General features: G+C 56.0%; 21 protein-coding genes. 6 read left to right on the plus strand and 15 right to left on the minus strand.

Translation table 11 applies throughout. From position 1 onward, the window contains the following. Positions 1 to 193 precede the first annotated feature (193 nt). The 8 genes from ACR0NN_RS22415 to ACR0NN_RS22450 are packed head-to-tail and all read right to left on the minus strand — an operon-like array spanning position 194 to position 7,646. Positions 194 to 1,021, minus strand: a complete 828-nt coding sequence (locus tag ACR0NN_RS22415; protein WP_170417803.1) for a citryl-CoA lyase — start codon at positions 1,019 to 1,021, stop codon at positions 194 to 196. Further along, positions 1,018 to 2,214: a CaiB/BaiF CoA transferase family protein gene (locus ACR0NN_RS22420; RefSeq protein ID WP_170417806.1), complete on the minus strand. Its 1,197-nt coding sequence runs from the start codon at positions 2,212 to 2,214 to the stop codon at positions 1,018 to 1,020. Before ACR0NN_RS22420 ends, ACR0NN_RS22415 begins: the two co-directional genes overlap by 4 nt. Next, positions 2,214 to 3,659, minus strand: coding sequence for an aldehyde dehydrogenase family protein (locus tag ACR0NN_RS22425; RefSeq protein WP_170417809.1), 1,446 nt, complete (start codon positions 3,657 to 3,659; stop codon positions 2,214 to 2,216). Before ACR0NN_RS22425 ends, ACR0NN_RS22420 begins: the two co-directional genes overlap by 1 nt. Continuing rightward, positions 3,656 to 4,351 carry a hypothetical protein gene (locus ACR0NN_RS22430; RefSeq protein ID WP_170417812.1) on the minus strand — a complete coding sequence of 232 codons (696 nt, stop codon included), beginning with the start codon at positions 4,349 to 4,351 and terminating at the stop codon, positions 3,656 to 3,658. Before ACR0NN_RS22430 ends, ACR0NN_RS22425 begins: the two co-directional genes overlap by 4 nt. Then, a complete protein-coding gene (locus ACR0NN_RS22435; RefSeq protein ID WP_170417815.1) occupies positions 4,348 to 5,358 on the minus strand; it encodes an agmatinase family protein in 1,011 nt (336 codons plus the stop codon). Before ACR0NN_RS22435 ends, ACR0NN_RS22430 begins: the two co-directional genes overlap by 4 nt. Beyond that, positions 5,355 to 6,230 carry an arginase family protein gene (locus ACR0NN_RS22440; protein WP_170417818.1) on the minus strand — a complete coding sequence of 292 codons (876 nt, stop codon included), beginning with the start codon at positions 6,228 to 6,230 and terminating at the stop codon, positions 5,355 to 5,357. The genes ACR0NN_RS22435 and ACR0NN_RS22440 overlap by 4 nt, the downstream gene beginning before the upstream one ends. Then, positions 6,230 to 6,904 (minus strand): hypothetical protein, encoded by a 675-nt coding sequence (locus ACR0NN_RS22445; protein ID WP_170417821.1) that lies wholly within the window; start codon positions 6,902 to 6,904, stop codon positions 6,230 to 6,232. Before ACR0NN_RS22445 ends, ACR0NN_RS22440 begins: the two co-directional genes overlap by 1 nt. After that, on the minus strand, positions 6,897 to 7,646 hold the full coding sequence (locus tag ACR0NN_RS22450) for an arginase family protein (RefSeq protein ID WP_170417824.1): 750 nt from the start codon (positions 7,644 to 7,646) through the stop codon (positions 6,897 to 6,899). Before ACR0NN_RS22450 ends, ACR0NN_RS22445 begins: the two co-directional genes overlap by 8 nt. A gap of 106 nt (positions 7,647 to 7,752) precedes the next feature. Between ACR0NN_RS22450 and ACR0NN_RS22455 the strand changes: the two genes are divergently transcribed. Then, a complete protein-coding gene (locus ACR0NN_RS22455) occupies positions 7,753 to 8,460 on the plus strand; it encodes an IclR family transcriptional regulator (protein WP_170417827.1) in 708 nt (235 codons plus the stop codon). Between the two features lie 8 nt (positions 8,461 to 8,468). Here the strand turns inward: ACR0NN_RS22455 and ACR0NN_RS22460 are convergent, their stop codons facing one another. From ACR0NN_RS22460 to ACR0NN_RS22475, 4 genes are read right to left on the minus strand one after another with little or no spacing between them, the layout of a single operon-like run. Next, positions 8,469 to 9,272 carry an ABC transporter permease gene (locus tag ACR0NN_RS22460; protein WP_170417829.1) on the minus strand — a complete coding sequence of 268 codons (804 nt, stop codon included), beginning with the start codon at positions 9,270 to 9,272 and terminating at the stop codon, positions 8,469 to 8,471. Between the two features lie 10 nt (positions 9,273 to 9,282). Next, positions 9,283 to 10,185, minus strand: coding sequence for an ABC transporter permease (locus tag ACR0NN_RS22465; protein WP_170417832.1), 903 nt, complete (start codon positions 10,183 to 10,185; stop codon positions 9,283 to 9,285). Continuing rightward, positions 10,182 to 11,270 (minus strand): ABC transporter ATP-binding protein, encoded by a 1,089-nt coding sequence (locus tag ACR0NN_RS22470; protein WP_170417835.1) that lies wholly within the window; start codon positions 11,268 to 11,270, stop codon positions 10,182 to 10,184. The genes ACR0NN_RS22465 and ACR0NN_RS22470 overlap by 4 nt, the downstream gene beginning before the upstream one ends. 60 nt (positions 11,271 to 11,330) lie before the next feature. Then, positions 11,331 to 12,389: an ABC transporter substrate-binding protein gene (locus tag ACR0NN_RS22475; RefSeq protein ID WP_170417838.1), complete on the minus strand. Its 1,059-nt coding sequence runs from the start codon at positions 12,387 to 12,389 to the stop codon at positions 11,331 to 11,333. 520 nt (positions 12,390 to 12,909) lie between these two features. On the opposite strand from ACR0NN_RS22475, the gene ACR0NN_RS22480 reads away from it, so the two are divergent. Further along, positions 12,910 to 13,542, plus strand: a complete 633-nt coding sequence (locus ACR0NN_RS22480) for a tyrosine-type recombinase/integrase (RefSeq protein ID WP_093037018.1) — start codon at positions 12,910 to 12,912, stop codon at positions 13,540 to 13,542. 122 nt (positions 13,543 to 13,664) lie between these two features. Here ACR0NN_RS22480 and ACR0NN_RS22485 read toward each other — a convergent pair whose 3' ends face one another. Next, positions 13,665 to 15,326, minus strand: coding sequence for a caspase family protein (locus ACR0NN_RS22485; protein ID WP_170417841.1), 1,662 nt, complete (start codon positions 15,324 to 15,326; stop codon positions 13,665 to 13,667). Between the two features lie 386 nt (positions 15,327 to 15,712). Here ACR0NN_RS22485 and ACR0NN_RS22490 point away from each other — a divergent pair, with 386 nt between their 5' ends. Continuing rightward, positions 15,713 to 16,309 (plus strand): DUF6088 family protein, encoded by a 597-nt coding sequence (locus ACR0NN_RS22490; protein WP_170702629.1) that lies wholly within the window; start codon positions 15,713 to 15,715, stop codon positions 16,307 to 16,309. Then, positions 16,300 to 17,319: a nucleotidyl transferase AbiEii/AbiGii toxin family protein gene (locus ACR0NN_RS22495; protein WP_170702628.1), complete on the plus strand. Its 1,020-nt coding sequence runs from the start codon at positions 16,300 to 16,302 to the stop codon at positions 17,317 to 17,319. Before ACR0NN_RS22490 ends, ACR0NN_RS22495 begins: the two co-directional genes overlap by 10 nt. A gap of 55 nt (positions 17,320 to 17,374) precedes the next feature. Here ACR0NN_RS22495 and ACR0NN_RS22500 read toward each other — a convergent pair whose 3' ends face one another. Next, positions 17,375 to 18,073: a DnaA N-terminal domain-containing protein gene (locus ACR0NN_RS22500; protein ID WP_170702627.1), complete on the minus strand. Its 699-nt coding sequence runs from the start codon at positions 18,071 to 18,073 to the stop codon at positions 17,375 to 17,377. Positions 18,074 to 18,446: 373 nt separating this feature from the next. Here ACR0NN_RS22500 and ACR0NN_RS22505 point away from each other — a divergent pair, with 373 nt between their 5' ends. Together ACR0NN_RS22505 and ACR0NN_RS22510 are read left to right on the plus strand one after the other, a co-directional pair. Continuing rightward, positions 18,447 to 19,757, plus strand: a complete 1,311-nt coding sequence (locus ACR0NN_RS22505; RefSeq protein WP_170702626.1) for an AAA family ATPase — start codon at positions 18,447 to 18,449, stop codon at positions 19,755 to 19,757. Beyond that, positions 19,754 to 20,806 (plus strand): ParB N-terminal domain-containing protein, encoded by a 1,053-nt coding sequence (locus ACR0NN_RS22510; protein WP_170702625.1) that lies wholly within the window; start codon positions 19,754 to 19,756, stop codon positions 20,804 to 20,806. The genes ACR0NN_RS22505 and ACR0NN_RS22510 overlap by 4 nt, the downstream gene beginning before the upstream one ends. Before the next feature lie 84 nt (positions 20,807 to 20,890). Here the strand turns inward: ACR0NN_RS22510 and ACR0NN_RS22515 are convergent, their stop codons facing one another. Beyond that, positions 20,891 to 21,955 (minus strand): tyrosine-type recombinase/integrase, encoded by a 1,065-nt coding sequence (locus tag ACR0NN_RS22515; RefSeq protein WP_480685584.1) that lies wholly within the window; start codon positions 21,953 to 21,955, stop codon positions 20,891 to 20,893. Positions 21,956 to 22,048: the final 93 nt, after the last annotated feature.

Raw genomic sequence — 22,048 nt, forward strand, 5'->3', positions numbered from 1 at the left:
ATTCTCGCCTGGATTGAAATACCTTCAAAGACAACACCAAAGAAGTGAATCTTTGTTCAGACTAACATGTTGGGTCTGCTTCTAGGGGGGGATGCCCAATGACCGAGACCGGCAAAACAGTCCACACGCCAGTGGCGCTTCAATGCCAAGTTCGGTGTGAATTTAGGCGTTCGCACCATCAATGGTCATCGGGTTAGCGCTCCGATTTGACACCAATATATTCCGGCAGATAACGCGGCGGCATTGGCCCCTTGTTCCGCCCGCCCTGTTGAATCTGTTCCCAGCCATGAGACAAGACGCCAACCGAGCGGGAAAGACAGAACAATCCCCGGGAAAGCGGTGCCGGGAACCCCAATTCGCAAAAGATAACAGCCGTGGCCCCATCGATATTCATCGCGATATCGGCACCGCGCTTACGTCCGATTTCCGTCTGTATAGCTTCACCGATATCGGCAAATCGCCCTTCTACAGTGCCTGACATCGCGGCCTCGCGTACCAACGCCATCAATCGCGGTGCGCGGGGATCGACGGGCTTGTGGAAACGGTGGCCAAAACCCGAGACGATCTTGCCATTTTCCTCACACCAGGCGGCGATACCGTCGCGGACGGCAACTTCCTGTTCAGCGCCGTCATCCATCCGTTTGGCGACGTCGAAATAAAGCTCGGCGCATTGTTCACCGGCGCCGCCATGCACGTCACCCAACATGTTGACCCCGGTGGCCATGACGTTGTTGAGCCCCAGCCCACAGGTCGCGGCCATACGCGCTGCGGCTATCGATGGCGCCTGCGGACCATGATCCACGCCCGCCACCAGCGCGCATTCAAAAAGCGCCGCCTGTTCTGGCGTGGGCAAATTGCCGCGCACCATGAGCCAGATCATCTGAGCAAAGCTGACGTTTCCGATCAGGTCCTGGATCGGGTGGCCGCGAAAGGCGATCCGCCCCGGAGCCATGTCGATAATTTCGGTGCGCCACCAGTGGCAAATGGCATCGGCGTCATTGCGTCCTGCGGGGTCCGTCATATCGCGCCATCCTTTGCCAGTTTTTCAATGTCTTCCGGTGAAAGACCTAACTCGCTCCAGATTTGAGAGTTGTGCTGCCCCAATGTGGGCGGTGGTGCATCGACGGTGGGCGCGCTGCCGTCCAATTTGATCCCGGTCGTGGCAACCTGAATGTCGCGTCCGACGCCGGGGACGTTTTCAAACTGGTCGAGGAAACCGCGGTCTGCAACCTGCGGCATTTCCAATACTTCCGGCACTGTCAAAACCGCTCCTGATGGCACACCAATGCTATTGAGTTCCTTGGCCCAGTCGCGCGGTGACCGGGTCTTCAACACGGTCTCCAGCTCAGTTTTCAGAGCCAGCCTATTGCGTTTGCGATCCTCGCGCGTGGCATATTCAGGCCGCTCGCGCAGCGCGGCCAATCCCAGGTGGTCCGTCAGTAGCTCCCATTGCTGGTCTTTGTTTGCGGCAATGTTGATCAACCCGCCCTTCGCTTCAAACGCACCGGAAGGCGCCGAAGTGGGGTTTTCATTGCCATTGGCAGTCGGATTGACGCCGGCGATCAGATAGTTCGACACCACCCAGCCCATTGTCGCCAGCACCGATTCCAGCATCGACACATCAATAAAGGTGCCGCGCGGATTGGCGTTCAGAGCAGATGAAATCGCAAAGGCTGCGGTGATGCCCCCCACAGTGTCTGCCACCGGATATCCAACGCGCAGCGGCGCGCTGTCGCTATCCCCGGTGATCGACATCACACCCGAGGTTCCCTGTATGATCTGGTCATAAGCCGGGCGGCGTATCCACGGGCCCTCTTGGCCAAAGCCGGAGATAGCACAATAGATGAGGGTCGGATTGGCCTCTTTCAGGGTCTGGTAGCCCACGCCGAGGCGCGTCATGACGCCGGGCCGGAAGTTTTCAACCACGACATCTGCAGTTTCGACCAGTTTCAGAAAAATCTCTCGACCCCGTGGGTTCTTGAGGTTGACCGTGACCGATTTCTTGCCCGCGTTCTGGGCGAGAAAGGACACGCCCATGTTGACTTTGTTCAGCTCTGGGTCGGCCCCCAGTTGGCGGGCGAGATCGCCCCGACCGACGGCTTCGACCTTGATAACCTCGCCGCCCAGATGCGCCAGATGATGACAACAGAACGGACCGGCAAGGACATTGGTCAGATCAAGAACACGAATGCCCTTCAAAGGTGTCTGCGACATTATCCGCGCCCCGCGTGTACAACCTTGGCCGCCGTGAAAAACTCGCGGCAATAGCTGCCTTTTTCCGGTGCACCATAAGAGGATCCCTTTCGGCCCGTAAAGGGTGCGTGGAAATCCATGCCGGCGGTGGGCAGATTGACTTGTATCATGCCTGCTTCGGCGTTCTGCGAGAAGTGATCGATTTTGGCGGGATCCCGCGTGACAATTCCTGCGGACAATCCAAATTCGCAGTCGTTGGACGTGGCCAGGGCGGCGTCGTAATCCGGCACGCGTAACACGGCGGCGATGGGCCCAAAGATTTCGTCTCGTGCCACGGCTGCGTCGGGTGACACATCCGTAAACAACGCAGGCGCAAAGTAATGGCCGGTTGTTTTGGATTTGACCTCGCCACCACCTGCGGCAAGCGTTGCACCGTCATCCACAGCCTGAGACACGTATCGTTTGTCGATGGCGAGCTGCGCTTCACTGGCGACCGGACCAATCTGGGTTTCCGGAGCGCGCGCATCACCGATCCGAAGGTCTTTCATTGCCGCGCAAAGACGGTCAACAAATGCGTCGTGAATGCCCTCGGTCACAATCAGGCGGGAAGACGCTGTGCAGCGTTGTCCGGTTGAGAAAAAGCTGCCCTGAACGGCGCAGTGCACCGCCAGATCCAGATCGGCGTCATCCAGCACGATCAAGGGGTTCTTCCCCCCCATCTCCAGCTGCATTTTCGCTCCTCGCGCAAACAGCGCCGCCCCCATATGGCGACCGACGGGTGTGGAACCGGTGAATGTGACCCCGGACACCTTGGGGTGCGTAACGATTGCCTCCCCAACCTCACGGCCTTTTCCCATCACAAGGTTGAACACCCCCTCAGGCACGCCCGCACGGGCAATAATATCGGACAACATCCATGCCGATCCGGGCACCAGTTCGGCAGGTTTGAACACAACCGTATTGCCATAGGCCAGAGCGGGTGCGATTTTCCATGCGGGGATCGCCAGTGGGAAATTCCAGGGCGTGATTACGCCCACAACGCCGATTGGCTCGCGTACAACATTTAGCGACACACCTTCGCGCAGAGATTGGTAGGTGTCGCCGGTCGCACGATACGCCTCAGCCGCGAAATATTTGAACAAATGCCCGGCGCGATGCGCTTCGGCCTTGGCTTCGGGCAAGGTTTTGCCCTCTTCGCGGGCCAGCATATCGCCCAGCTCGTCTACACGGGCGAGGATTTCCGACCCGATCCGGTCGAGCGCTTCGAACCGGACCAGAGGCGATGTCTTGCGCCAATTCGGCAGGGCCGCGGCCGCGGCCTCGATTGCGTCAACCGTTTGATCGGCGCTTGCCCGGGCATACTCGCCGATCGTGTCGTTCAGGTCGGACGGGTTGACATTGGGGGCCGCGTCGCTGCTAGCAACCCATGATCCGGCGATAAAGTTGGCAAAGGGGTTTGCAGTCATAGCGCTTCCTCAAGAACTGGTCGCCACCCGATATCTTCATGCCGGTGGTCCACAGTATTCACGTAAAAATAGGTCGGGCCATGATAGCCCCTGCACACCCGCCCATCGGCCCGTCTGGCAACCGGTTCGGCGGTCCAGCTGACCGCGCCGAACCAGTTCCACAAACGGTTATGAGGCGAGGTCAGATGATCCGGGCAAAGCGGTGCTGTACTATTGGCCGGGTCCGGTTGCGGAGCGTTCAACGCCCCGCTGCCCCCCACCAGCGCATCCCATTCATTGGGGCGCGTCGCCCCCTGAAAAGGGTCACTACAGGGCGTATCCCCCCCCGTAAGCAACCGGCAGCGAAACAGGCGTCCATCAATCGACAGCTCTGTGCCATGGACATACCCCGCATCATCCAGATCCTGCCAGCTGACGCGGCTCATAAGCATCCGGTCGGCGACCATCAATCTTCTTCCACCGTCCTCAAATAGATGCCAGTTCAGGCGCAGGTTCGGGTCTTTGGGACTGTCGGTGAGCGCCCAGTTGTCCCAATTCGGGTCGCGTTCAAATTCCGGTAGGTTCCCGGGTTGCAGGCCCTCGTAAGGGCAAAGCGCTGACAGGTCTGTGATCCAGGGCCGTGTCGCGGGCGCAAGTGTTTTTCCTGCATGGGAAAACCCACCCAGCTGCTCTGTTCCTTTGTAGTCCATCATTGCTCTGTCACCGCCCCGGTCACAGGTTGTGTGCGGAAGCGACGCAGGATCCGGAACAACATTTCTGCAGCCAGAAATTCGGTACGCTCCGACGGATCAAGAGGAGGGGACACCTCAACAATATCCAGTCCACCCAACGGGGCCTCGGCCAGCCCATCCAGCAGATCGTAATACTGACGCGGTGTAATACCGCTATGAACGATTGAGCCGGTGCCGGGGAGGTAGCCAGCGTCCATCGCATCGATGTCGATTGACAGATACAGTTCGTCACATCCCTTCATGGCATGCTCCAACGCCTGACGAATTGCCTCTGCCGTCCCCAATTTATGTACGTCGCCAGCCGAAAACACCCGACCGCCCTGCTCTTCGATCAAGGCGAGTTCACCGCTGTCGACCCAACCGGTGATCCCGACCCAAACCATATTGGACACGTCGACATTGGGCAGTTCGGAAATCCGACGGGCATTGGTTGCGTGGTTATGGCTGCCCCACGCGCCAAGCCGGTCAGAGAAATCCAGATGACCGTCGATCTGGATATACCCAAAACGTGCATTTGGTGCGCGTTTGGCCAACCCACGGGAATAGCCAAGGCAGGCCGGGAAGCTATTATAGTGATCACCGCCCAGTGCCAGAGGGATCGCCCCTCCAACGCTCAGCGCCTCGGTCATTGCGGCAATGGCCTCGGTGGTTGCGTCTACATCCTCAGGGGTGATCACTGCATCCCCGCAATCCACGAGCCAGTCGCTGGCCGTTGCGCTTCTTTGGCCCGTATCTGGATCAAAACTGACCCCCTGCGGTCGCATGGATTGCAATACCGTCGTTGCCTTACGCAGCGCCTCGGGACCAAACCTGGTTCCGAGCCGGCTTGAATGTGTCCAATCGCTGGGCATACCCACCACACCGATTTGGCCCGGACGGACGTCGGCGGCATCGAGCAGAGGCCCATCAAACAGCCGATACCCCGGTTGTGCCAGAGGCGGGAGAAATGTCGTTATCGCTGCAGTCATGTCAGTACTTTTTCCTTGGAAGTTTGGCGGCGCGGAAAATCAATCCCAAAGCCGAGGCGCGCATAGATAAACGCCAGAAGAGCCGTGACCATCAGGCGTTGGCCAACCTTCACGACACCCATTCCGGGACGGTTCGGATTCAGACCGGTCAACATAATGGCGCTGACCTCGTGCCGTCCCAAAAGCTCAAGCCATTGCACCACCGTCGCAAGATCGCAGCCCCCCAAACGGGGCCGATCACAAAGCGCACTGAGCGATGTTTCAAACACCGAGAGATCAAACCGAACAAACAACGGCTTTGATGGATCCCGCCACTCTGAAAACGCGGCACGCTGCGCGGCAGTATCTCTATTTACCGGCGTGGTCGTTCCGTTCGGCAAGGGCGCAATATGAAAATCGCGCGCATCGGCTGGTGTACCGCCAAGCTGCACTGTCTGACAATGAGGGAGCGCGCTCCGCGCCGTCTCGGACATGCGATCTGATCCGCCCAAAAAGATTGCACAGGCGCCATTGTCGCTGATCTGACGCATGGCCGCCTTCAAGGCCGCGTGGATCGCATCTTCGGACCCCGGTGCAATATCTCCGAGATCACAAAGCCGCTCGTGCAGGCCATCGGTACTGATATCCTGACGCGCATCGATATCTACGGGGTGACTGAATTGTGGATTTGCGTGCCAACCGAAATAGACCGAGGTTTCGCGTAATGCACGCGGCGCCAGAGATTGCCCTGCATGAGGTGCGTTTGTATCTTCAAACGGGATGCCCAGTACGGCCAGATCTCCAGACCGGACGTCGCCGATTGCTTTGGTCTGAGAGCGCATGAACGACAGATGCCCTGCCATGCGCGGCAACGGGGCCGAACGTAGAGGCATCAGCCTGCTCCTTTCTCAAGACGAGCTGTGACCGCTTGCAGGATCGCCAGTGCAGCGCGGGTTTCAGCCTTGCCACGGTTGTCCAGTTCCGGGGCAAGCCCAAAAACCGCAGCCGCGATGGTATCGCCCGGGGTGGCGTCAATTTGCGCGATCATTTGTGCTGGTGACATTCCCGTCAGGCGATGCGGGTGCGATACCCATTTGCCCGCAAGCTCTTGTAAATCCACAGACAGGATGACCGGTTGGGTGCGGGGCAAATGGCTCACTGCGCCGCCATTGACCCCAATGATGGGAACATCCGCACCTGTGACCTGTCTTGCGGCGACGTCAAGCGCTTCCAAACCGCTGGAATCGCCGCCTACCAACACCATGCGGGCACCGGTTTCAAGAACCGATTCACATTGCGAGGCAACTGCGAGAAAATGCTTGTCAGGTTCTAGCGGAAAGACGTTCACGTCCCCAAGGTCAATTGCATTCGCGGGTGTTACTGTGGGGCAGGACGCATACCGAAGCTGGCGCGCGAGATAGCGTTGCCCTGCCGATGGCCGGGCGAGATTGTCACAAAAATAGCCTGCAATCGCGACCTGACCGGGCACGAGATCTTCCAGATCGCCAATGGATGCGCCCAGAAAACTGGGGATCGCGTCAAACTGTATTTGCGCCGCTTCACTCATTGTGCAACGCCGCGTTCAGGGTTTCGATCGCCGCCAGTTCCGACATTCCCCTGGTGTCGCGCGCAGGCGCAAGGCCGGTGATCACAATCGCCTGCCATTTACAGGACATGGCACCAATGACGGAAACCAGCGTTTCAGGTTTCATCCCGCCGGGATTTAGGCCGACGCTGCCAGCTGCATGCCCCAGATCAATGACCGATATGTCGATCCACAAGACAGCGCGCTCGGGCGTGTCAGAATAGTCGCCGTGCCCTTCATCCAACTGCCGCGCGGTGCGCCAATCCATCTTGCGCTGGCTGATCAGATCCCAGACACCAGCAGGTTGATCGCCGTTCAATCCCACCCAGATCGTGTTGGCTGTTCGCGTCGCGATATCACGCCGGGCCAACGGCATGGCCGCGACAACTGGCAGATCAGGCAAGGCCCCCAGCACACCCGAGGCGACATCAGACGCGCCACCCAAGACAACGGGTACAACACCGTGATCCACCATTTGCGTCACAAGTTGTTCCAACGCGGCAGGCCAATCCCCTGACAGGTCCAGATTGCCAAGATCCCGACCATCTACAGGCAGTCCGATCCCAAGTTGGGCAGTCATTTTGCGCAGCGCATCGGGTGCCAGAGAGGTGCCGGATCGGGGCCCGGTGTTAACTTCGCTCGGAACGCCCATAACCCCAACACAATCAGCCTTACATTGCGAATGAATGCCAAAAGGAAGGTCCGCATAACCAGCTGTTATCATTTGTTTCCGCGCGCTATTCATTGCCAGACGCCTTCGTTATTTGCGATTTCCAATTGCGCTCAAACCGGCTATAAAAAGCGACGGATTTGCGTCGAAAGGTCTGCCTATGCCCGACAAGCCCCGATCCCCTGACGCCAATGGTGGTGTCGAAGCGGTAGAGCGCGCATTGCGTGTGCTGGACATCTTTGAGCCGGGCGATGCAGGCCTCTCTTTGAAGGAGGTTGCGGACCGCAGCGGGGTCAACAAGGCGACAATTCTGCGTCTGAGCGTGTCGCTTGAAAAGTTTGGTCATATTACGCGAGACGCCGAGGGTCTGTTTCACCTCGGGCCGTCTTTGTGGCGTCTTGGATCCGTGTTTCGCCAAAACCTGCGGATGGGGCCAATTGTGCGACCGGTGCTTGCGAATTTGGTGAATGCGACCGGCGAAAGTGCGTCGTTTTATGTGCAACGCGGCAACTCTGGCGTGTGCCTCTACCGGGTCAATTCGCCAAGGCTTGCGCGGGATCACGTTCAGGAGGGCGAGATCATTCCGCTGAGCATGGGCTCTTCGGGTCAGGTGCTGGATGCTTATTCCATCCGGCAGGGAAAACAGGCGGCCAGCATCCGAAAGGCCGGGTATTATCTCAGCCTTGGTGAACGCGATCCTGACGTCGCCGGACTGTCGGTTCCTGTTCTTGGGTTCGAAGATGAATTGCTGGGCGCGATCAGCTTGTCCGGCCTGCGCGTCCGCTTCAATGACACAGCCGTCGAAAAGTATCGCGCGGCGGTCCTTGATGCCGCCCGCCAGATTCGGGTGGAGTTTGGCGAAAAATAAGACCCGCATCATTGTGCCTTGTCTTTCCGACGCCCGATCATCTGCACACCGATAAGCGCCGTGATGGACACGACAATCAGACAGGTCGAGATCGCCGCGATTGTCGGATCAAGCTGATCACGCAGTGAATTGAACATGCGCCGGGTGATTGTGGCGTTTTCCCCGCCCGAGACCAGCATCGAGATCACAACCTCGTCCAGCGACGTGATAAATGCCAGAAAAGCCCCTGTCTGGATCGAGAATTTCACCTGCGGTACGGTGATTGTCCACAATGCGTATGCACGGGACGCCCCTAAGCTGCGCGCTGCAAGCTCCTGATCGAAATCATAATTCTGCAATCCCGACATCACCGTCACGATCACGAATGGCAGCGCCAGCGCAGTATGGGCGATCACGATCCCGGTCAGTGTGTAATTGAGCCCCAGCTTGGCATAGAGGCTGAACACTCCAACAGCGATCAGGATCACTGGCACGACAATCGGCATGATCACAAGGATTTGAGCCGCGCTCCTGATACGAGGCGCAGAGCAATGCAGACCATAGGCACAAAGTGAGCCCAGGGGCGTCGCGATTGCCGTGGTCAGCGCCGCCGCGATCAGCGAGGTCTTTGTTGCGCTCATCCATTCCGGCGACGTGACATAGGCCACGTACCAGCGAAACGAGAGCGATGTCGGCGGGAATTCCAGATAGGATGCCCCCGAAAACGACATCGGGATAACGATCAGCGTGGGCAGGATGAGAAAGAACAGCACAGCAATGCCGACCACTGTCAGCCACAGGCCGTCGATTTTACGTTGTCCGACTTGTTCCATTTTCAGATCCTCAGCGCATAAACAGTTTGTCGAGCCCGAAGACACGGTTCATCAGCCAGATCATCGCCAGCGCCAGCAACAGCAGGACCACGCCCAGGGCTGATGCGGCCCCCCAGTTCGAATAGACTGTGATGGTGCTTTCGATACGCTGCGCCAGCATCTGAACCCGGCCACCGCCCAGCAAAGCCGGTGTGACAAAGAACCCAAGCGACAGGATGAAAACCAGCACGATGCCGGCAAAAAGGCCCGGCAGGGACATTGGGAAAAATACCCGCCAAAAGGCCCCGCGCGGGCTGGAACCAAGGCCCACGGCGGCTCGGACCAGGTCGCCGTCAATATTGCGCATAGTGGCGTAGAGCGGCAGAACCAAAAAAGGCAGCATGATATGCACCATGCCAATGATGGAGCCGGTCAGATTGTGCGCCAGTTGCAGCGGTTCTTCGATAATGCCAAGTGACATCAGCGACGAATTGATGATCCCATTGCGCTGCAAAAGCACCAGCCACGCATAGGTCCGCACCAGAACCGAGGTCCAGAAGGGGACCAGCACAAACACCATCAGAATGGCCGCTGTTTTGTTCGGCATCTTTGTCAGCCAGTAGCACAGCGGGTAGCCGAGAAGGACGCAAATCACCGTCACGGCAATGCTGATCTGAAACGTGACGACAAAGGTTCGCCGATAGAGAGCACTACTAAAGATGCGCGTGTAATTTTCCGTGCTCAGTTCGCCTGCCGCATTGAAAAACGACAGCGAAGACAGCCAGAAAATCGGCAGGAAGACGACGATCAAGATCGTCAAAACCGCAGGCATCGAAAGCCCAAGAAACGTCAGTTTTTCGCGGCGTTCTTCGGATTTGAGCGTGCTGGCATTCTGAAGAGTCCCAGCACCTTCATACGTCTCGGCGATACTCATGCCACATGTTCCGGTACGATGATCGTATCTTCGGGATGCAGGGCAAGGCCGATTTGCTCTCCCTTCGACGGCAACCCGGTTTGGCCCGCGCGATTGGCAGGCACACGCACATTGATCTGACCAGCGCTGTCGTGCTGAACGATCACTAGAACGCTGTCGCCCTGATAAATGATGTCATGCACTTGGCCGGACAGGTCATTGGCGGCGTCTGGCACCGCGCCTGCTGTGACTTCCAGCAACTCGGGCCGGATGATCAGACGATGGCCTCCGCTGCCCAGCGCAATAGGCGTATTGGATTTCAGAACGCGCTCGCCAAGCTGCGCCGTGTCATTCGCTACACTAACCGGCAGGGAAATGGATTCCCCGATAAAATCCGCCACAAAGAAACTATGCGGCTGGCGATAGAGCCGCTCAGGCGTCGCGATCTGTTCGATCCGCCCATGATTGACCACTGCAATCCGGTCCGACATCGTCAGGGCTTCGCGCTGGTCATGGGTCACGTAAACGACAGTTGCATCCAGCTTTTCATGCAGCGCCTTCAATTCGATTTGCATATGTTCGCGCAACTTCTTGTCGAGCGCTGACAACGGCTCATCCATCAGAATGATCTGCGGCTCAAAAACCATGGCGCGGGCAAGGGCCACGCGCTGTCTTTGTCCCCCGGATAATTGCGTGATGCGCCGGTCGCCATAACCGCCCAGCTGCACGGTCTCCAGCGCGCGCTCGGCGCGGGCCTTCTGATCGCTTTTGGACACCCCGCGAATTTTCAACGGATAAGCCACGTTTTCTGCGACCGTCATGAACGGAAACAACGCATAGCTTTGGAACACCATGCCAAGGCCGCGCTTGTGGGGCGGCGTTGCAATCATTTCCTGTTCGCCAAACCGGATCGACCCGCCATCAGGACGCACAAATCCGGCCAGCGCCATCAAAAGCGTCGTCTTGCCGGAGCCTGATGGCCCCAGCAATGTCAGGAACTCGCCCGCGGCGATGTTCAAAGACACGTCATTCAGCGCTTTGACCGATCCGTAGGCCTTGCACAGGTTGGATATATCGATGGGAAGGGAGTGGGCTGCAGGTGACATGGGGGCTCCTAACCTGACAAAAATGGGCGCAGCACAAGATGTGCCGCGCCCAGATATTTTTTACTGTTGGATCAGCGTGTCAAACTCTTCGGTCAACTCGCCCAGCTGGCCGATGTAAAAGTTCGGATCGACCAGAAGCTGCTTGCCATAGTTGTCGGGATGTGTGTTGACCTTCACTGCCATCTCATCCGAGATTATCCCGGTGCCGAAGGCACCCGAATTCACCGGACCCAACGGCATGGTCACCGCCAGCCTCGCCTGTGCTTCGGCGCTCAGCAATTCGTTGATAAGGCGCATCGCGTTGTCTTTATTCGGAGCCCCCTTGGGAACCAACAAGCAGTCCACGTCCATCGTGCCGCCATCAAAGGCATAGGCCACATCAATGCCCGACGCGATCACGCTTTCTACGCGGTTATGGCCCATATGGATCACGTCCACTTCGCCGTCACGCAGCAACTGCGCCGATTGCGACCCGCCGCGATACCAAACGGTAACTTCGGGGGCAATCTCACCCAGCTTGTCCCATGCGCGCGCCTTGCCCTCATTCGTGGCCAACGTGTCATAGATCTCGGCCATCGGCACACCATCCGCCATGAGCGCGGCTTCGAGGTTATAGTTCACCTTGCCGTGCATACCGCGCTTGCCGGGGAAGTTTTCCAGATCCCAGAACTCTGCCCAATTGGACGGGCCATTGTCGCCAAATGCATCCTTGCGATAGGCAATCACCTTGGTGAAGTTGATGAAGCCGATGTAATTGTCATGGATCAGCTCTTTCGGAATGCCTGTGGTGTCAACAATCGAATAGTCGATCGGCTCAAGGCTGCCTTCCCGGCTCAGGGTTTCACACGAAGGCAAATCCTGTTCTGTAACGTCCCATGCAACGGCACCCGCCGTGATCTGCGCGCGCACGTCCTGAATGCCGTTTGTCGTATCTTCCTTGACAGTGATATTCAGCGCACCAGCGGCAGGTTCCAGCATGGCTGAGCGCAAGGCATCCTGAAACGAGCCTCCCCAGGACGCAAACACGACCTCTCCCTCGGCAAAGGCAGGCGAAGCAATGGCCAGGCCACCTGCCACTAGCGCCGTGGTGAGCTTCAGTTTTTGGTTATCTTTCATCATGTCAGGCTCCTCCCGAACTGTTGGTTGGTTTGTGGCTTCGCGACATGCGCGGCTCCACATAATCATTCGCAATCGTTTCATCTAGCAAAACGTCATTTCAGTTTTACTAGAGCTGATGTTGGAATTGGTCAAGGATTCTTTTGCCCCGTAGGATTCACACTCCCGTTTCCTGAGCATCAGAGCCTGGAAAATCTCGCAATTCGCGCATTGGTGCAGCATTCATCTGGGTTCGATCTTGCACATATGGCGTCTGAAGCGATCTTCGTCTGACCCGAAGTTAACTGCCACCGATTGAAGCATTTGGTGGAACGTGCGGACCGCAAACTCTCACTCGCTTTGCGTTGATCCGCGAATTTGAGTGGCAGCTTCTTGACAGTATGCGCCAATTGATCCTGACGACAGAATTGGTCAATTTGGGCTCAGCCCCGACCTCGGATGCGACGCAGCATCCCGTGATATGGAGGCATCGTCAACGTCAGGTTGTCGTTGTGGGAGGGCATGGCGGATCGGAGGATCAGTCATGGAAACACCAAACTTACCGGCCATTCGTGCGCTTCGCCCGGCTTGGAACAAAGGGCGCATCGTTGGGCAAAAACGGCCACTGAAACCAAAACACGTCTGGGCAATCCGTGTTCGACTTGAACTCGCCGAGAACCATCGGGACCTGGCGCTGTTCAATATGGCAATCGACAGCAAACTGCGTGGCTGCGATCTCGTGAAGATGAAAGTCGTCGACGTGATGGCGTCCGGCCAGATCAAGGAACGAGCTTCGGTGTTGCAAAGCAAAACGCAGAAGCCGGTTCGTTTTGAAATCTCCGAAGGCACACGCGCCTCGGTTGAAAAGTGGATGGAAGATGAGCTCATGGTCGGCTCGGAGTACCTATGGCCGGGTCGTTTCCATGAACGCTTGCACATCTCGACACGCCAGTACGCCCGGATCGTCCGGGATTGGGTCACGTCGATCGGTCTGGAGGCCAGTGCATACGGAACGCATTCGATGCGGAGGACAAAAGTCACACAGATCTACAAGAAGACCGGCAACCTGCGGGCGGTCCAGCTGCTACTTGGGCACACCAAGATGGACAGCACCGTCCGGTATCTCGGTGTTGAGCTGGAAGATGCGCTTGCGATCGCAGAGGCCATTGAAATCTAACAACTTGGGCCGTCTTCGCGGACGGCCCAAACAAGACCTTGGCGAAATCTGCGGCGAACAGCGACGAGGAGCCCAGAGCGACGGTCTTCTTGCGGAGCAGGCAAGGACATCGCTTTAAAGTTTCAACTGACACGGCGTATTAGAAAATTCAGAAAAAACTGCCCGTCAATCCTGCGCGGCTCGTAGACAAGCCTTCTTCCTGGCGAAAGTCCTTCGGGCAGTTTGACGCTTATATTGACCTTATAGGGTGTCGCCTGCCCGAAATGCGAACTCAATGTGAAGCGCAATTTCAACTGACCGGAGTCATCGAATTTGCCAGTGAAGTCCCTAAACCAAGGCCCTTCGGCCGCAAAGCCTTGGGCAGATAGCAAGGTCAGCTTGTCTCCATTGCGATTGATGCGCAAGGCTGCAAGTGGCTCGATTTTTCCGGGGAAATAGGCCTTGTCGGGCCGACTGGTTGTTTGCCAATAATCATCGTCCCATCTGCGTCTGATTAAGACAATGTAGTCACCATCAAAAGTCGCGAAAGACGGCGCGACCAACTGATTACAGACTCTTCCTTGCTCTCCTCGAAGTGCGGCAAGAGTTTCACTGGTCTCGAGGCTCTCAGGCGTCAGTCCAAGATTCTCTCTAGCGCTGATATACCGAGAGAAAGCAGATCTCGTGCGTGGGCCCGCAACACCGTCCGCTGTGCCAGCGCTGCAGCCAACGCGATTTAGCTCAGTTTGTATATCACGGATCAGGCTGCGCGTCTCTGTATCATCCTTCGCGCTTTGAGGCGATGTCGGCACAAGAGCTGCTACTTTGTCTCGCGCAGTACTACTGTTGCCCGGCACTTCGTCCTTCTGGTGCTCAGCAAGCAAGTCGTCCCGCAACGAAAGGGCGAGCGCGACTGCAAAATGATCCCTTTCGCCTTCGTATCGCTCCAGAAACATCTCGATCGCATCAAGCCTTCCGAGCGAACGCGCAAGTTCAAAGTCCGCATAAATCTGGTCTTCGACACGCTCAATTTCTTCCTCTGGCGTCGAGCCTGCAGCCGCATCTGGAACAAGAAAAATGTCTCTGGCGGGAAGCGAGCCATAAGTAAATGGCTCCTGATAGCCTTCTGTCAGAGTGTAAACCCTGTCGCGGACTCGCCGAAACAACTTGCCAATCTCAAGTCCGGGTTCCTCGATGTGGTTGAGCAGAGCCTGAGCATAGGGGCTGTTGCGGCCATCGCCGTCAAGCGCCAGCGTTCCGCTCCTTGCAGCATATCCAACCAACACACCTCCCGGATCGATACGTGCAAGTCCGCGTCCAATTGAGCGGGTGCTGTTTGTGCGCTCCATAGTCGCGAGGAATGGATTGTTGCGGCAGGCGTCAACCAACACGATCTTCAAGCCGGGTGCGCCCGCGATGGAGCTAATCAATGTGTTGAGGCGGATTGCCTCGAGTTCGATGTCACGGTCGCTCCGCAGTTCCGCACTGACAGGGATCAGGAAGTTCGTGTTGTCCAACTCGATGCCGTGGCCGGCGAAGTATACGATGACCGACTCGGCGTTTTTTGCCTTTTCTCCAAAGTCACGTATGGCAAGGCGCATGTCGCGGTAATCCAGATCAAGACCTGTTGTGACCTCAAACCCGATCCTGCGCAATGCCTCTGCAATGTCGATCGCATCATTCGACGGGTTTTTGAGATTGCTGACATGTTGGTAGTTCGCATTGCCAATTACCAAGGCAACTTTGTCCGCCAGCACCATCGCAGGCAGAAAACAAAACACAACTGAGAACAGGATACGCTTCATGTGAAATATCGCCGTTAACGCGTCTACCATATGAACGTTTCCACACTTTCGGAATTCAATCAATATGACCGGCGTGGACAAGCTCTAGCTCGGCTTAGGCCGCATAGCGGAGTTCGGGATTGACACGACGAAGGTTCGTTTCCCGCCCATTGCGCCAGTTTCGGCATGGACCATTCATATGAAGTACGAACTCGGAGCCGCCTTGCGGCGGGACAGAAAGATGCTCGCTTGGGAAGCTATCTAAACGTCAGCTTCCGCATTTCCTGCGAGCATGCGTAGCGACTGCAGCGAACTTCCACTTCCCGCTCAACTTACAAAATCACCCAGATACTCTGCTAACTTGTAAGTCAGAAAAAAGTATTATATTTTCTGACAAGGAGAAAACTATGATCACTTCATCGATTAGACAACGCATCATCGGAAAAGGCCGGGGCGCAATCTTTGCGCCAACCGACTTTCTGGATATTGGCTCCCGCGCAAGTGTGGATCAGGCATTGTCGCGTTTGGCAGATCAAGGGATGATCCGACGGTTAACGCGTGGGCTTTATGACTATCCGAGAAAGAGCGCCCGATTAGGGCTGTTGTCTCCGTCAGCCGATGACATTGCCAAAGCGATTGCACGCAAAGACAATCAGGTTCTACAGCCCTCCCCTGCCATGGCAGCCAACCAGTTGGGGCTGTCGACCCAAGTGCCGTCCAAGCCGACTTACATGACCGACGGCCCGACCCGCACCAAGACAGTTGGTCGACAAGTCATCCAGTTCCGGAATGCATCATCCAAAACGCTAGTTGGTGCAGGCCAGAAAACCGGCGCCGTATTTCAGGCGTTACGCTATGTTGGCAAAAACCGGGTGGATAGCCGTGTTGTCGACACGCTGGCCCGCAATCTGGATGTTAAGGACCGCGCATTGCTCGCAAGACAAAGTAGATATGTTCCGGCCTGGATGCACCCGGTAGTGCAGCAAATCGTGGCATGGGTCTGATCTTGGACCAGTTTGCCAACGATACTCCAAAGAACCGTGAAGAAGCGTTTCAGGAAACGGCCGCAAAGCTTGGCATTTCCAAGGCAATCGTTGAGAAGGATTTCTGGGTCTGCTGGTCGCTGAAACATCTATTCGCCCTGCCCTCTTTTGGCACTCACATGATCTTCAAGGGTGGGACATCGCTATCCAAGGTCTATGACATCATCCATCGGTTCTCAGAAGACGTGGATCTGTCTCTCGACCGGGCACAGCTCGGTTTCGACGGCACACGTGACCCCGAGCACCCTGCCCTTTCAGGCAAAAAACAAAAGCAACTGCTGCAGGAGCTTCAGGATACGGCCACCAAAGTAGTCTCAGGACCGCTTCTGAAAGAAACCAAGATCAAGTTTGGCGCCGTGCTTGATCAGCACTTTTCCCTCTCGGTCGATCCTAATGATGCACAAACCTTGCTTTTCGCCTATCCATCCGAGACAAGTGCGGCCAGCGGCTACATCCAGCCGGTAGTGCGGTTCGAATTTGGCGCCCGTGGGGTTCACCTTCCAGCCGAGTCCCGCAGGATATCACCTTATGTGCATCAGGCATTTCCAGACCTGTTGGAGGCGAGCGACGTCGATGTGAAGGTCTTGGGTGTTGAACGCACATTCTGGGAGAAAGCCACGATCCTGCATATGCTCTATCATCAGGACATCACCAAACCTCTGGCTGACCGTATGTCGCGCCATTATTACGACATGGCTCAGTTGATCAAACACGAGACCCATTCTCGCGCTATCGAACAGATCGATTTGCTGGATCAGGTTGCACACCATAAGTCCGTCTTCTTCAAAGCGGCTTGGGCTAACTACGAGAATGCCAGGCCCGGATCACTAAGATTGCTACCGAACCCTGAGCTGAAAGCAGCGCTGCGCCGGGACTATGTGGGGATGCAAGAAATGATCATCGGGGATCCCCCCTTGTTCGACAACATTCTGAAAACCATCGGGATGTTCGAGGCCAAACTCAACGGTTGAAATCAGCAATTTCGGTTGTCTCACGGCACAGCGTGCGACTTACAAATCTGGATTGTTAGCCGAGCAAACACACTTTCTGAATTCGCCCGAACTCGAGCTGGACCGCTCCAAGTAAAGGTTTCAAATGGTGAGATTGAATGTACTGTGCGATGAACTTGCTGGGTGCGCGCAAGGTGATTGTCTGATCTTGTATTTCAACAAATTTGAGATCGCAGTACCAACTTTTAAACAATAGTGCTTCAGACTCTGATAGGCGCCGAAGCGCCCTGCCCCACGGATCCTGAAGGTCTTGTCCCTCATGTTCAACAGCTTCTGGTTTTTCTTGGCCAAATTGTACATGAACAACCTTTTCGGTCGGTTTTGGAGTTTGTGTCTCCATGCGCGATACAAAATCAGAACCAACATTTCGCCAAACCGGTTCGCTCAGACGGTAAATTTCCGTGTAGTTGAGTCGGTACGCTGCGACGCGGCCTCTAACCCCAGGCCTAAGCTGGAGAAGTATACTTGAATCCGTCAATCGCTTAATTTCTCTCTTGACGGTTCGTTCGTCCACAGACCAGAGGCGGGCCATTTCTTTTTGTCCGACCGTCAGCTCATCAGTGCGCCAGTTGTATCGGGCCGTTATCAACGCAATGAGCCGCATCATCGAACATTGAAAACCGGGTGTGCCATTCAATCCCGCAACAGAGATTGCAGTCAAAAGATCGTACTTCTGAGAACCGGCCTGAAATCCTGTAAATCGTTTTATTTCCATTTTGATACTGCCACTGTGCCTCGAGCGGATCGGTTTCGCTGACCGATTCCATCAATTGGGTTCAGTGTGATGAAATCCCGTAGTTTGTCAACGGGCTTTGAAAAACAGGATGACCGCCTCTTTCTTCAAAATCAAAAGAAAATTCGGTTAATAGGTTATAGGTGACACTATGCTGTCACCATATTGGGGGTCGAGTGTCACCATATATCTGGTAATTGGTCGCTGCCTGTCACCAAAACATAGCTTCGCTTTCGAAATACCTCCCGTTTTTACCGAGTCGGAGGCGAAAAAGCGGAAATTCCATTCTTTACGTTTTGCAGTTTTCCAAAATCGCGTTATTAGAAGACATCCGTGATATAACAAGAGCAGCACCATGCGTGACCACACCGACCTTCAAGCTATGAACGAACGAAGCCTGGCCCAACAGGCTGCCGTCCGCCGCGCTACTTTCTCGCCCGCTGACGAGAAAGTGCTTCGACCATTCTCGATCTGGGAAATTAGCCAGTTCATGTTTGATGTCCCGGCGGACACCTTGAGAAAGAAGTTGGCCGAAGATCCGTCTCTTCCGCAAGGGGCGACTGAAGATGATGGGCGGCAAAGATGGTTTTCTCTGGCTGAGATAAATGAGTTGAGACGGCGCCTGAGATTTAGAGGTAAAAGCCTTCTGCCTCAAAGGCCGGCAGGCCGGGCTATGAGAGTAGCGGTTTCGAACTTTAAGGGTGGTGTCGGCAAAACTGTCGTTGCCCAGCACTTGGCGAATGCGGCCGCGCTTGATGGTTACCGTGTTCTGGTGGTGGATTTCGACCCCCAGGCGACACTCACGCATTCGATGGGTCTGGCTGAAGTTAGAGAGTGGAATACTGTCTGGGGCATTATGTGCCGCGATCTCTGCCGTGAGGCGAACCGGATCGCGGACGAATATGATGATCCCGCAGATTGCCCCTACCCTACTGCCGACGAATTGCCTGAAGATGTTCAGTCGATTGGCGCGCAACGTGTACAAGACTTCATTCAAAGAACTTCTTGGTCGACGATCGACATCATCCCGAGCTGTGCGAACGCGGCCTTCGTTGAATTTGCGTCCGCTCAGTACAGGTCCATTCATAAGGCATGGAGTTTTTTTGGATGCGTAGCAAGATATCTCGATGAGTTGCCTGACGACCAATATGATTTGATTGTTTTCGATTGCCCGCCGGCAATTGGATACCAGTCTTTGAATGCGGCCTTTGCTGCTGACATCCTCTATATTCCGTCTGGTCCTGGTTATTGGGAGTATGACAGCACAACGAGTTATCTTGGTCAGCTTGGCGATGCCTTGGAAGACATAACCAGCGGGTTCGAACGTATTGCACAGGATGCTGGTATCACGCTTCCTAAAAGGTTCGATGACATACGTGTTCTCATGACTCGCTTCGAGGCTAGCAACTCTTTGCACGTCGCGATGATGGATGCTTTCAAAAATGTCTTCGGCGCCGATGTCTGTCAAAATCCCATCGAAATGACACGTGCGGTCGAGCAATCTGGTAGGTTCCAGATGTCTGTTTACGAGCAGGACTACAGACAGATGACTCGGGACACATGGAAACGGGCGCGTCAGTCATTTGATAATGCATACAGCGAATTTAGGGATGTCGTCCTAAGGGCTTGGGAGGCACGTACTAAAATTGAGGAGCGGGTAGAATGAGCGGGAATAAATTTGGCTTCACTCCAATTGATGAAGATGACCTCAAGAAAACACGCCGCCGCGAAGTGGGGCCGATGGGGGCTGCGGTTCGCGAGACAGCAAACAGCCTAAATGAAAGCACTGAGAACCGTGTCGAACAGCGACGGCAAAATGCCTCCGATGCTAAGGAGTATCGTAAAGCTCGTGATGAGGGGCGAGTCTTGGTTGCGGTTGGCATCAATGAAATTCATACGACAGATCTGCCACGAGATCGCTTGGATCTTTCGGCTGTCGCAAGTTCCGACGAGATGGATGAACTCAAGGCTTCAATTCAGGAACGCGGCCAGAAGGAGCCCATAGAGCTTTATAAGGATTCAGATGGACGCTTCCAACTCAAAAAAGGTTGGAGACGAGTAACTGCTCTTAAGCAGCTTTATGAAGAGACCGGTGATGAACGCTTTTCCAGTGTTACGGCGCGAGTTGCCAAATCCCAGAGTGATCGCATCGACCTCTATATTGACATGGTTGAAGAGAACGTTGTTCGGGAAGACTTGACGTTTGCTGAGATGGCGCAAGTGGCAATTCTTGCTTCTAAAGATTCAGAGTTGGGGGCAGGGGATGCAGAAGCTTTGGTCGGAAGGCTGTACTCATCCCTGCACAAGATGAAACGCTCCTATATTCGTAGCTTTGTTTACCTGCTCAGTGAACTTGAGGGTGCGTTGCCGTTTCCAAAGAGTGTTTCCAGAAACCTTGGCGTTGAGGTTGCGCGGAAACTTCGAGCGTCATCGGCTTCAGCTGCTGCATTAAGAGATGTGTTAGTGCGCGCATCCACAGCCGGTGAGCAAAACGAAATACTTGATGCTTTCGTGGCAAGTTCTGATGCTGAACCAGCTAGCGGCAAGCGGCGTGAGAAGGTTGAGAGCGTGAAGTATGAGTTCCACGTGGGCGCTTCAAAAATCACTGCGCGCAAGGGAGAGTGCAGGATATTGTCTGGTCAGGACTTTAGTTCGATTGACCGGTCAAAGCTCCAGAGAGCGGTTGAGGCTTTCGAAGCTGTTTTGAACGAGTAGTAACCCGCGGGTTACCCATGCTCAGATTTCTTAATTTTAATGGCGGTAACCCACGGGTTACCGCTTTCTTCGTTTAGCACCAGCTTACCCCAACAGGTCTGCGGCCGGGTTTTCGGCGATATCGACGTCATCGTAGTATTTCTGCGCCTGTGCCATGGAGCGGTGTAGGGACAGGCGCATGGCGGCCTGGATCGGGGCACCGTCCAGTGCGGCCTGGGTCAGAAAACCCGAGCGCAGCCCGTGGGGCGAGGCGAAGCCTTCGGGCAGCCTCGCCAGTTTCAACCGGTGCCGAACAATCTGGTAGATCGCATCCGGGCTGAGGCGGCGCTTGAGCACCCGGTCAGCCTTGGAGATGGGTCGGAAGAGCGGCCCATCCCTGATCTGGCCCACCTCGATCCAATGCACCAGCGCCTGTGCCGCGCGGGTCTTGAGCACCAGCCGCGGGGTTTCCCTCTTTTGGGTGGTCTTGGTTTCCAGCAGCGAGATCCACACCAGACCCTTGGCCTCGAACTCTTTCAAGGACACATCTTCCCGCATCAATCCGGTGATCTCGGACCTTCGCCGCCCGCCCGAAGCCCAACCCAGCATCAGGATCGCCCGGTCGCGGCAATCGCGCCGCGACCCCCGGCAGGTGGTCAGCAACTGCTCGAGAACATCGCGGGTAATCGGGTGCTGCGATTTTGGGGCAGGGGGCCGGGCTGTAGCCCGGCGCGCCTTGGCACGGGCCTGCTTCACCTGCGGCGCACCGAAAGGACTGGTCAGGTTCTTCATTCGATGAAAGGCAAGCCAGGAGGCGATGCGCCGGTCCAGCGTCGAAGGGGCAGGACAGGCGAGGGACTTCCGCAGCCCCTGAGTAATCAGCGCTTCTGCGGTTTCGCGCGCCACATCCGTTTCTGGTGCGTCATTCAGATCGCGAGCGTGATCGAGAATGAAGGTGAGAGCGGTGGCCTCAGATTCCGGCCAGTCCAGCGTCGCTGCGAACCGCGCGGACTTCCAGGCGGTGATATAGAGCAGGTCGCGCTCATAAGCGCGCAGCGTATTGGCTGGCGTGCCGCGCACATAAAGATCGGTGAGCGCCTCCTGATCTTCTGCGGAGAGGGCTGGGGAGGGGCTGGGGAGGTAAGGCGCAAGGGGCTTCATGAGGCACATTCTGCGCGCATTTTCCGGCGAAATCAATCAGTCATGATAAGGGGTACTTATCGAGTGTAACTTGAAACTGATAGCGCAACAAAAGTAACGAGC

It is taken from the genome of Ruegeria sp. BA2, assembly GCF_056539605.1.

Bases quoted from the DNA above. Each gene is read 5' to 3' on its own strand.
- ACR0NN_RS22415 (WP_170417803.1), bottom strand. From the start codon at position 1,021: ATGACGGACCCCGCAGGACGCAATGACGCCGATGCCATTTGCCACTGG.
- ACR0NN_RS22420 (WP_170417806.1), bottom strand. From the start codon at position 2,214: ATGTCGCAGACACCTTTGAAGGGCATTCGTGTTCTTGATCTGACCAAT.
- ACR0NN_RS22425 (WP_170417809.1), bottom strand. From the start codon at position 3,659: ATGACTGCAAACCCCTTTGCCAACTTTATCGCCGGATCATGGGTTGCT.
- ACR0NN_RS22430 (WP_170417812.1), bottom strand. From the start codon at position 4,351: ATGATGGACTACAAAGGAACAGAGCAGCTGGGTGGGTTTTCCCATGCA.
- ACR0NN_RS22435 (WP_170417815.1), bottom strand. From the start codon at position 5,358: ATGACTGCAGCGATAACGACATTTCTCCCGCCTCTGGCACAACCGGGG.
- ACR0NN_RS22440 (WP_170417818.1), bottom strand. From the start codon at position 6,230: ATGCCTCTACGTTCGGCCCCGTTGCCGCGCATGGCAGGGCATCTGTCG.
- ACR0NN_RS22445 (WP_170417821.1), bottom strand. From the start codon at position 6,904: ATGAGTGAAGCGGCGCAAATACAGTTTGACGCGATCCCCAGTTTTCTG.
- ACR0NN_RS22450 (WP_170417824.1), bottom strand. From the start codon at position 7,646: ATGATAACAGCTGGTTATGCGGACCTTCCTTTTGGCATTCATTCGCAA.
- ACR0NN_RS22455 (WP_170417827.1), top strand. From the start codon at position 7,753: ATGCCCGACAAGCCCCGATCCCCTGACGCCAATGGTGGTGTCGAAGCG.
- ACR0NN_RS22460 (WP_170417829.1), bottom strand. From the start codon at position 9,272: ATGGAACAAGTCGGACAACGTAAAATCGACGGCCTGTGGCTGACAGTG.
- ACR0NN_RS22465 (WP_170417832.1), bottom strand. From the start codon at position 10,185: ATGAGTATCGCCGAGACGTATGAAGGTGCTGGGACTCTTCAGAATGCC.
- ACR0NN_RS22470 (WP_170417835.1), bottom strand. From the start codon at position 11,270: ATGTCACCTGCAGCCCACTCCCTTCCCATCGATATATCCAACCTGTGC.
- ACR0NN_RS22475 (WP_170417838.1), bottom strand. From the start codon at position 12,389: ATGATGAAAGATAACCAAAAACTGAAGCTCACCACGGCGCTAGTGGCA.
- ACR0NN_RS22480 (WP_093037018.1), top strand. From the start codon at position 12,910: ATGGAAACACCAAACTTACCGGCCATTCGTGCGCTTCGCCCGGCTTGG.
- ACR0NN_RS22485 (WP_170417841.1), bottom strand. From the start codon at position 15,326: ATGAAGCGTATCCTGTTCTCAGTTGTGTTTTGTTTTCTGCCTGCGATG.
- ACR0NN_RS22490 (WP_170702629.1), top strand. From the start codon at position 15,713: ATGATCACTTCATCGATTAGACAACGCATCATCGGAAAAGGCCGGGGC.
- ACR0NN_RS22495 (WP_170702628.1), top strand. From the start codon at position 16,300: ATGGGTCTGATCTTGGACCAGTTTGCCAACGATACTCCAAAGAACCGT.
- ACR0NN_RS22500 (WP_170702627.1), bottom strand. From the start codon at position 18,073: ATGGAAATAAAACGATTTACAGGATTTCAGGCCGGTTCTCAGAAGTAC.
- ACR0NN_RS22505 (WP_170702626.1), top strand. From the start codon at position 18,447: ATGCGTGACCACACCGACCTTCAAGCTATGAACGAACGAAGCCTGGCC.
- ACR0NN_RS22510 (WP_170702625.1), top strand. From the start codon at position 19,754: ATGAGCGGGAATAAATTTGGCTTCACTCCAATTGATGAAGATGACCTC.
- ACR0NN_RS22515 (WP_480685584.1), bottom strand. From the start codon at position 21,955: ATGTGCCTCATGAAGCCCCTTGCGCCTTACCTCCCCAGCCCCTCCCCA.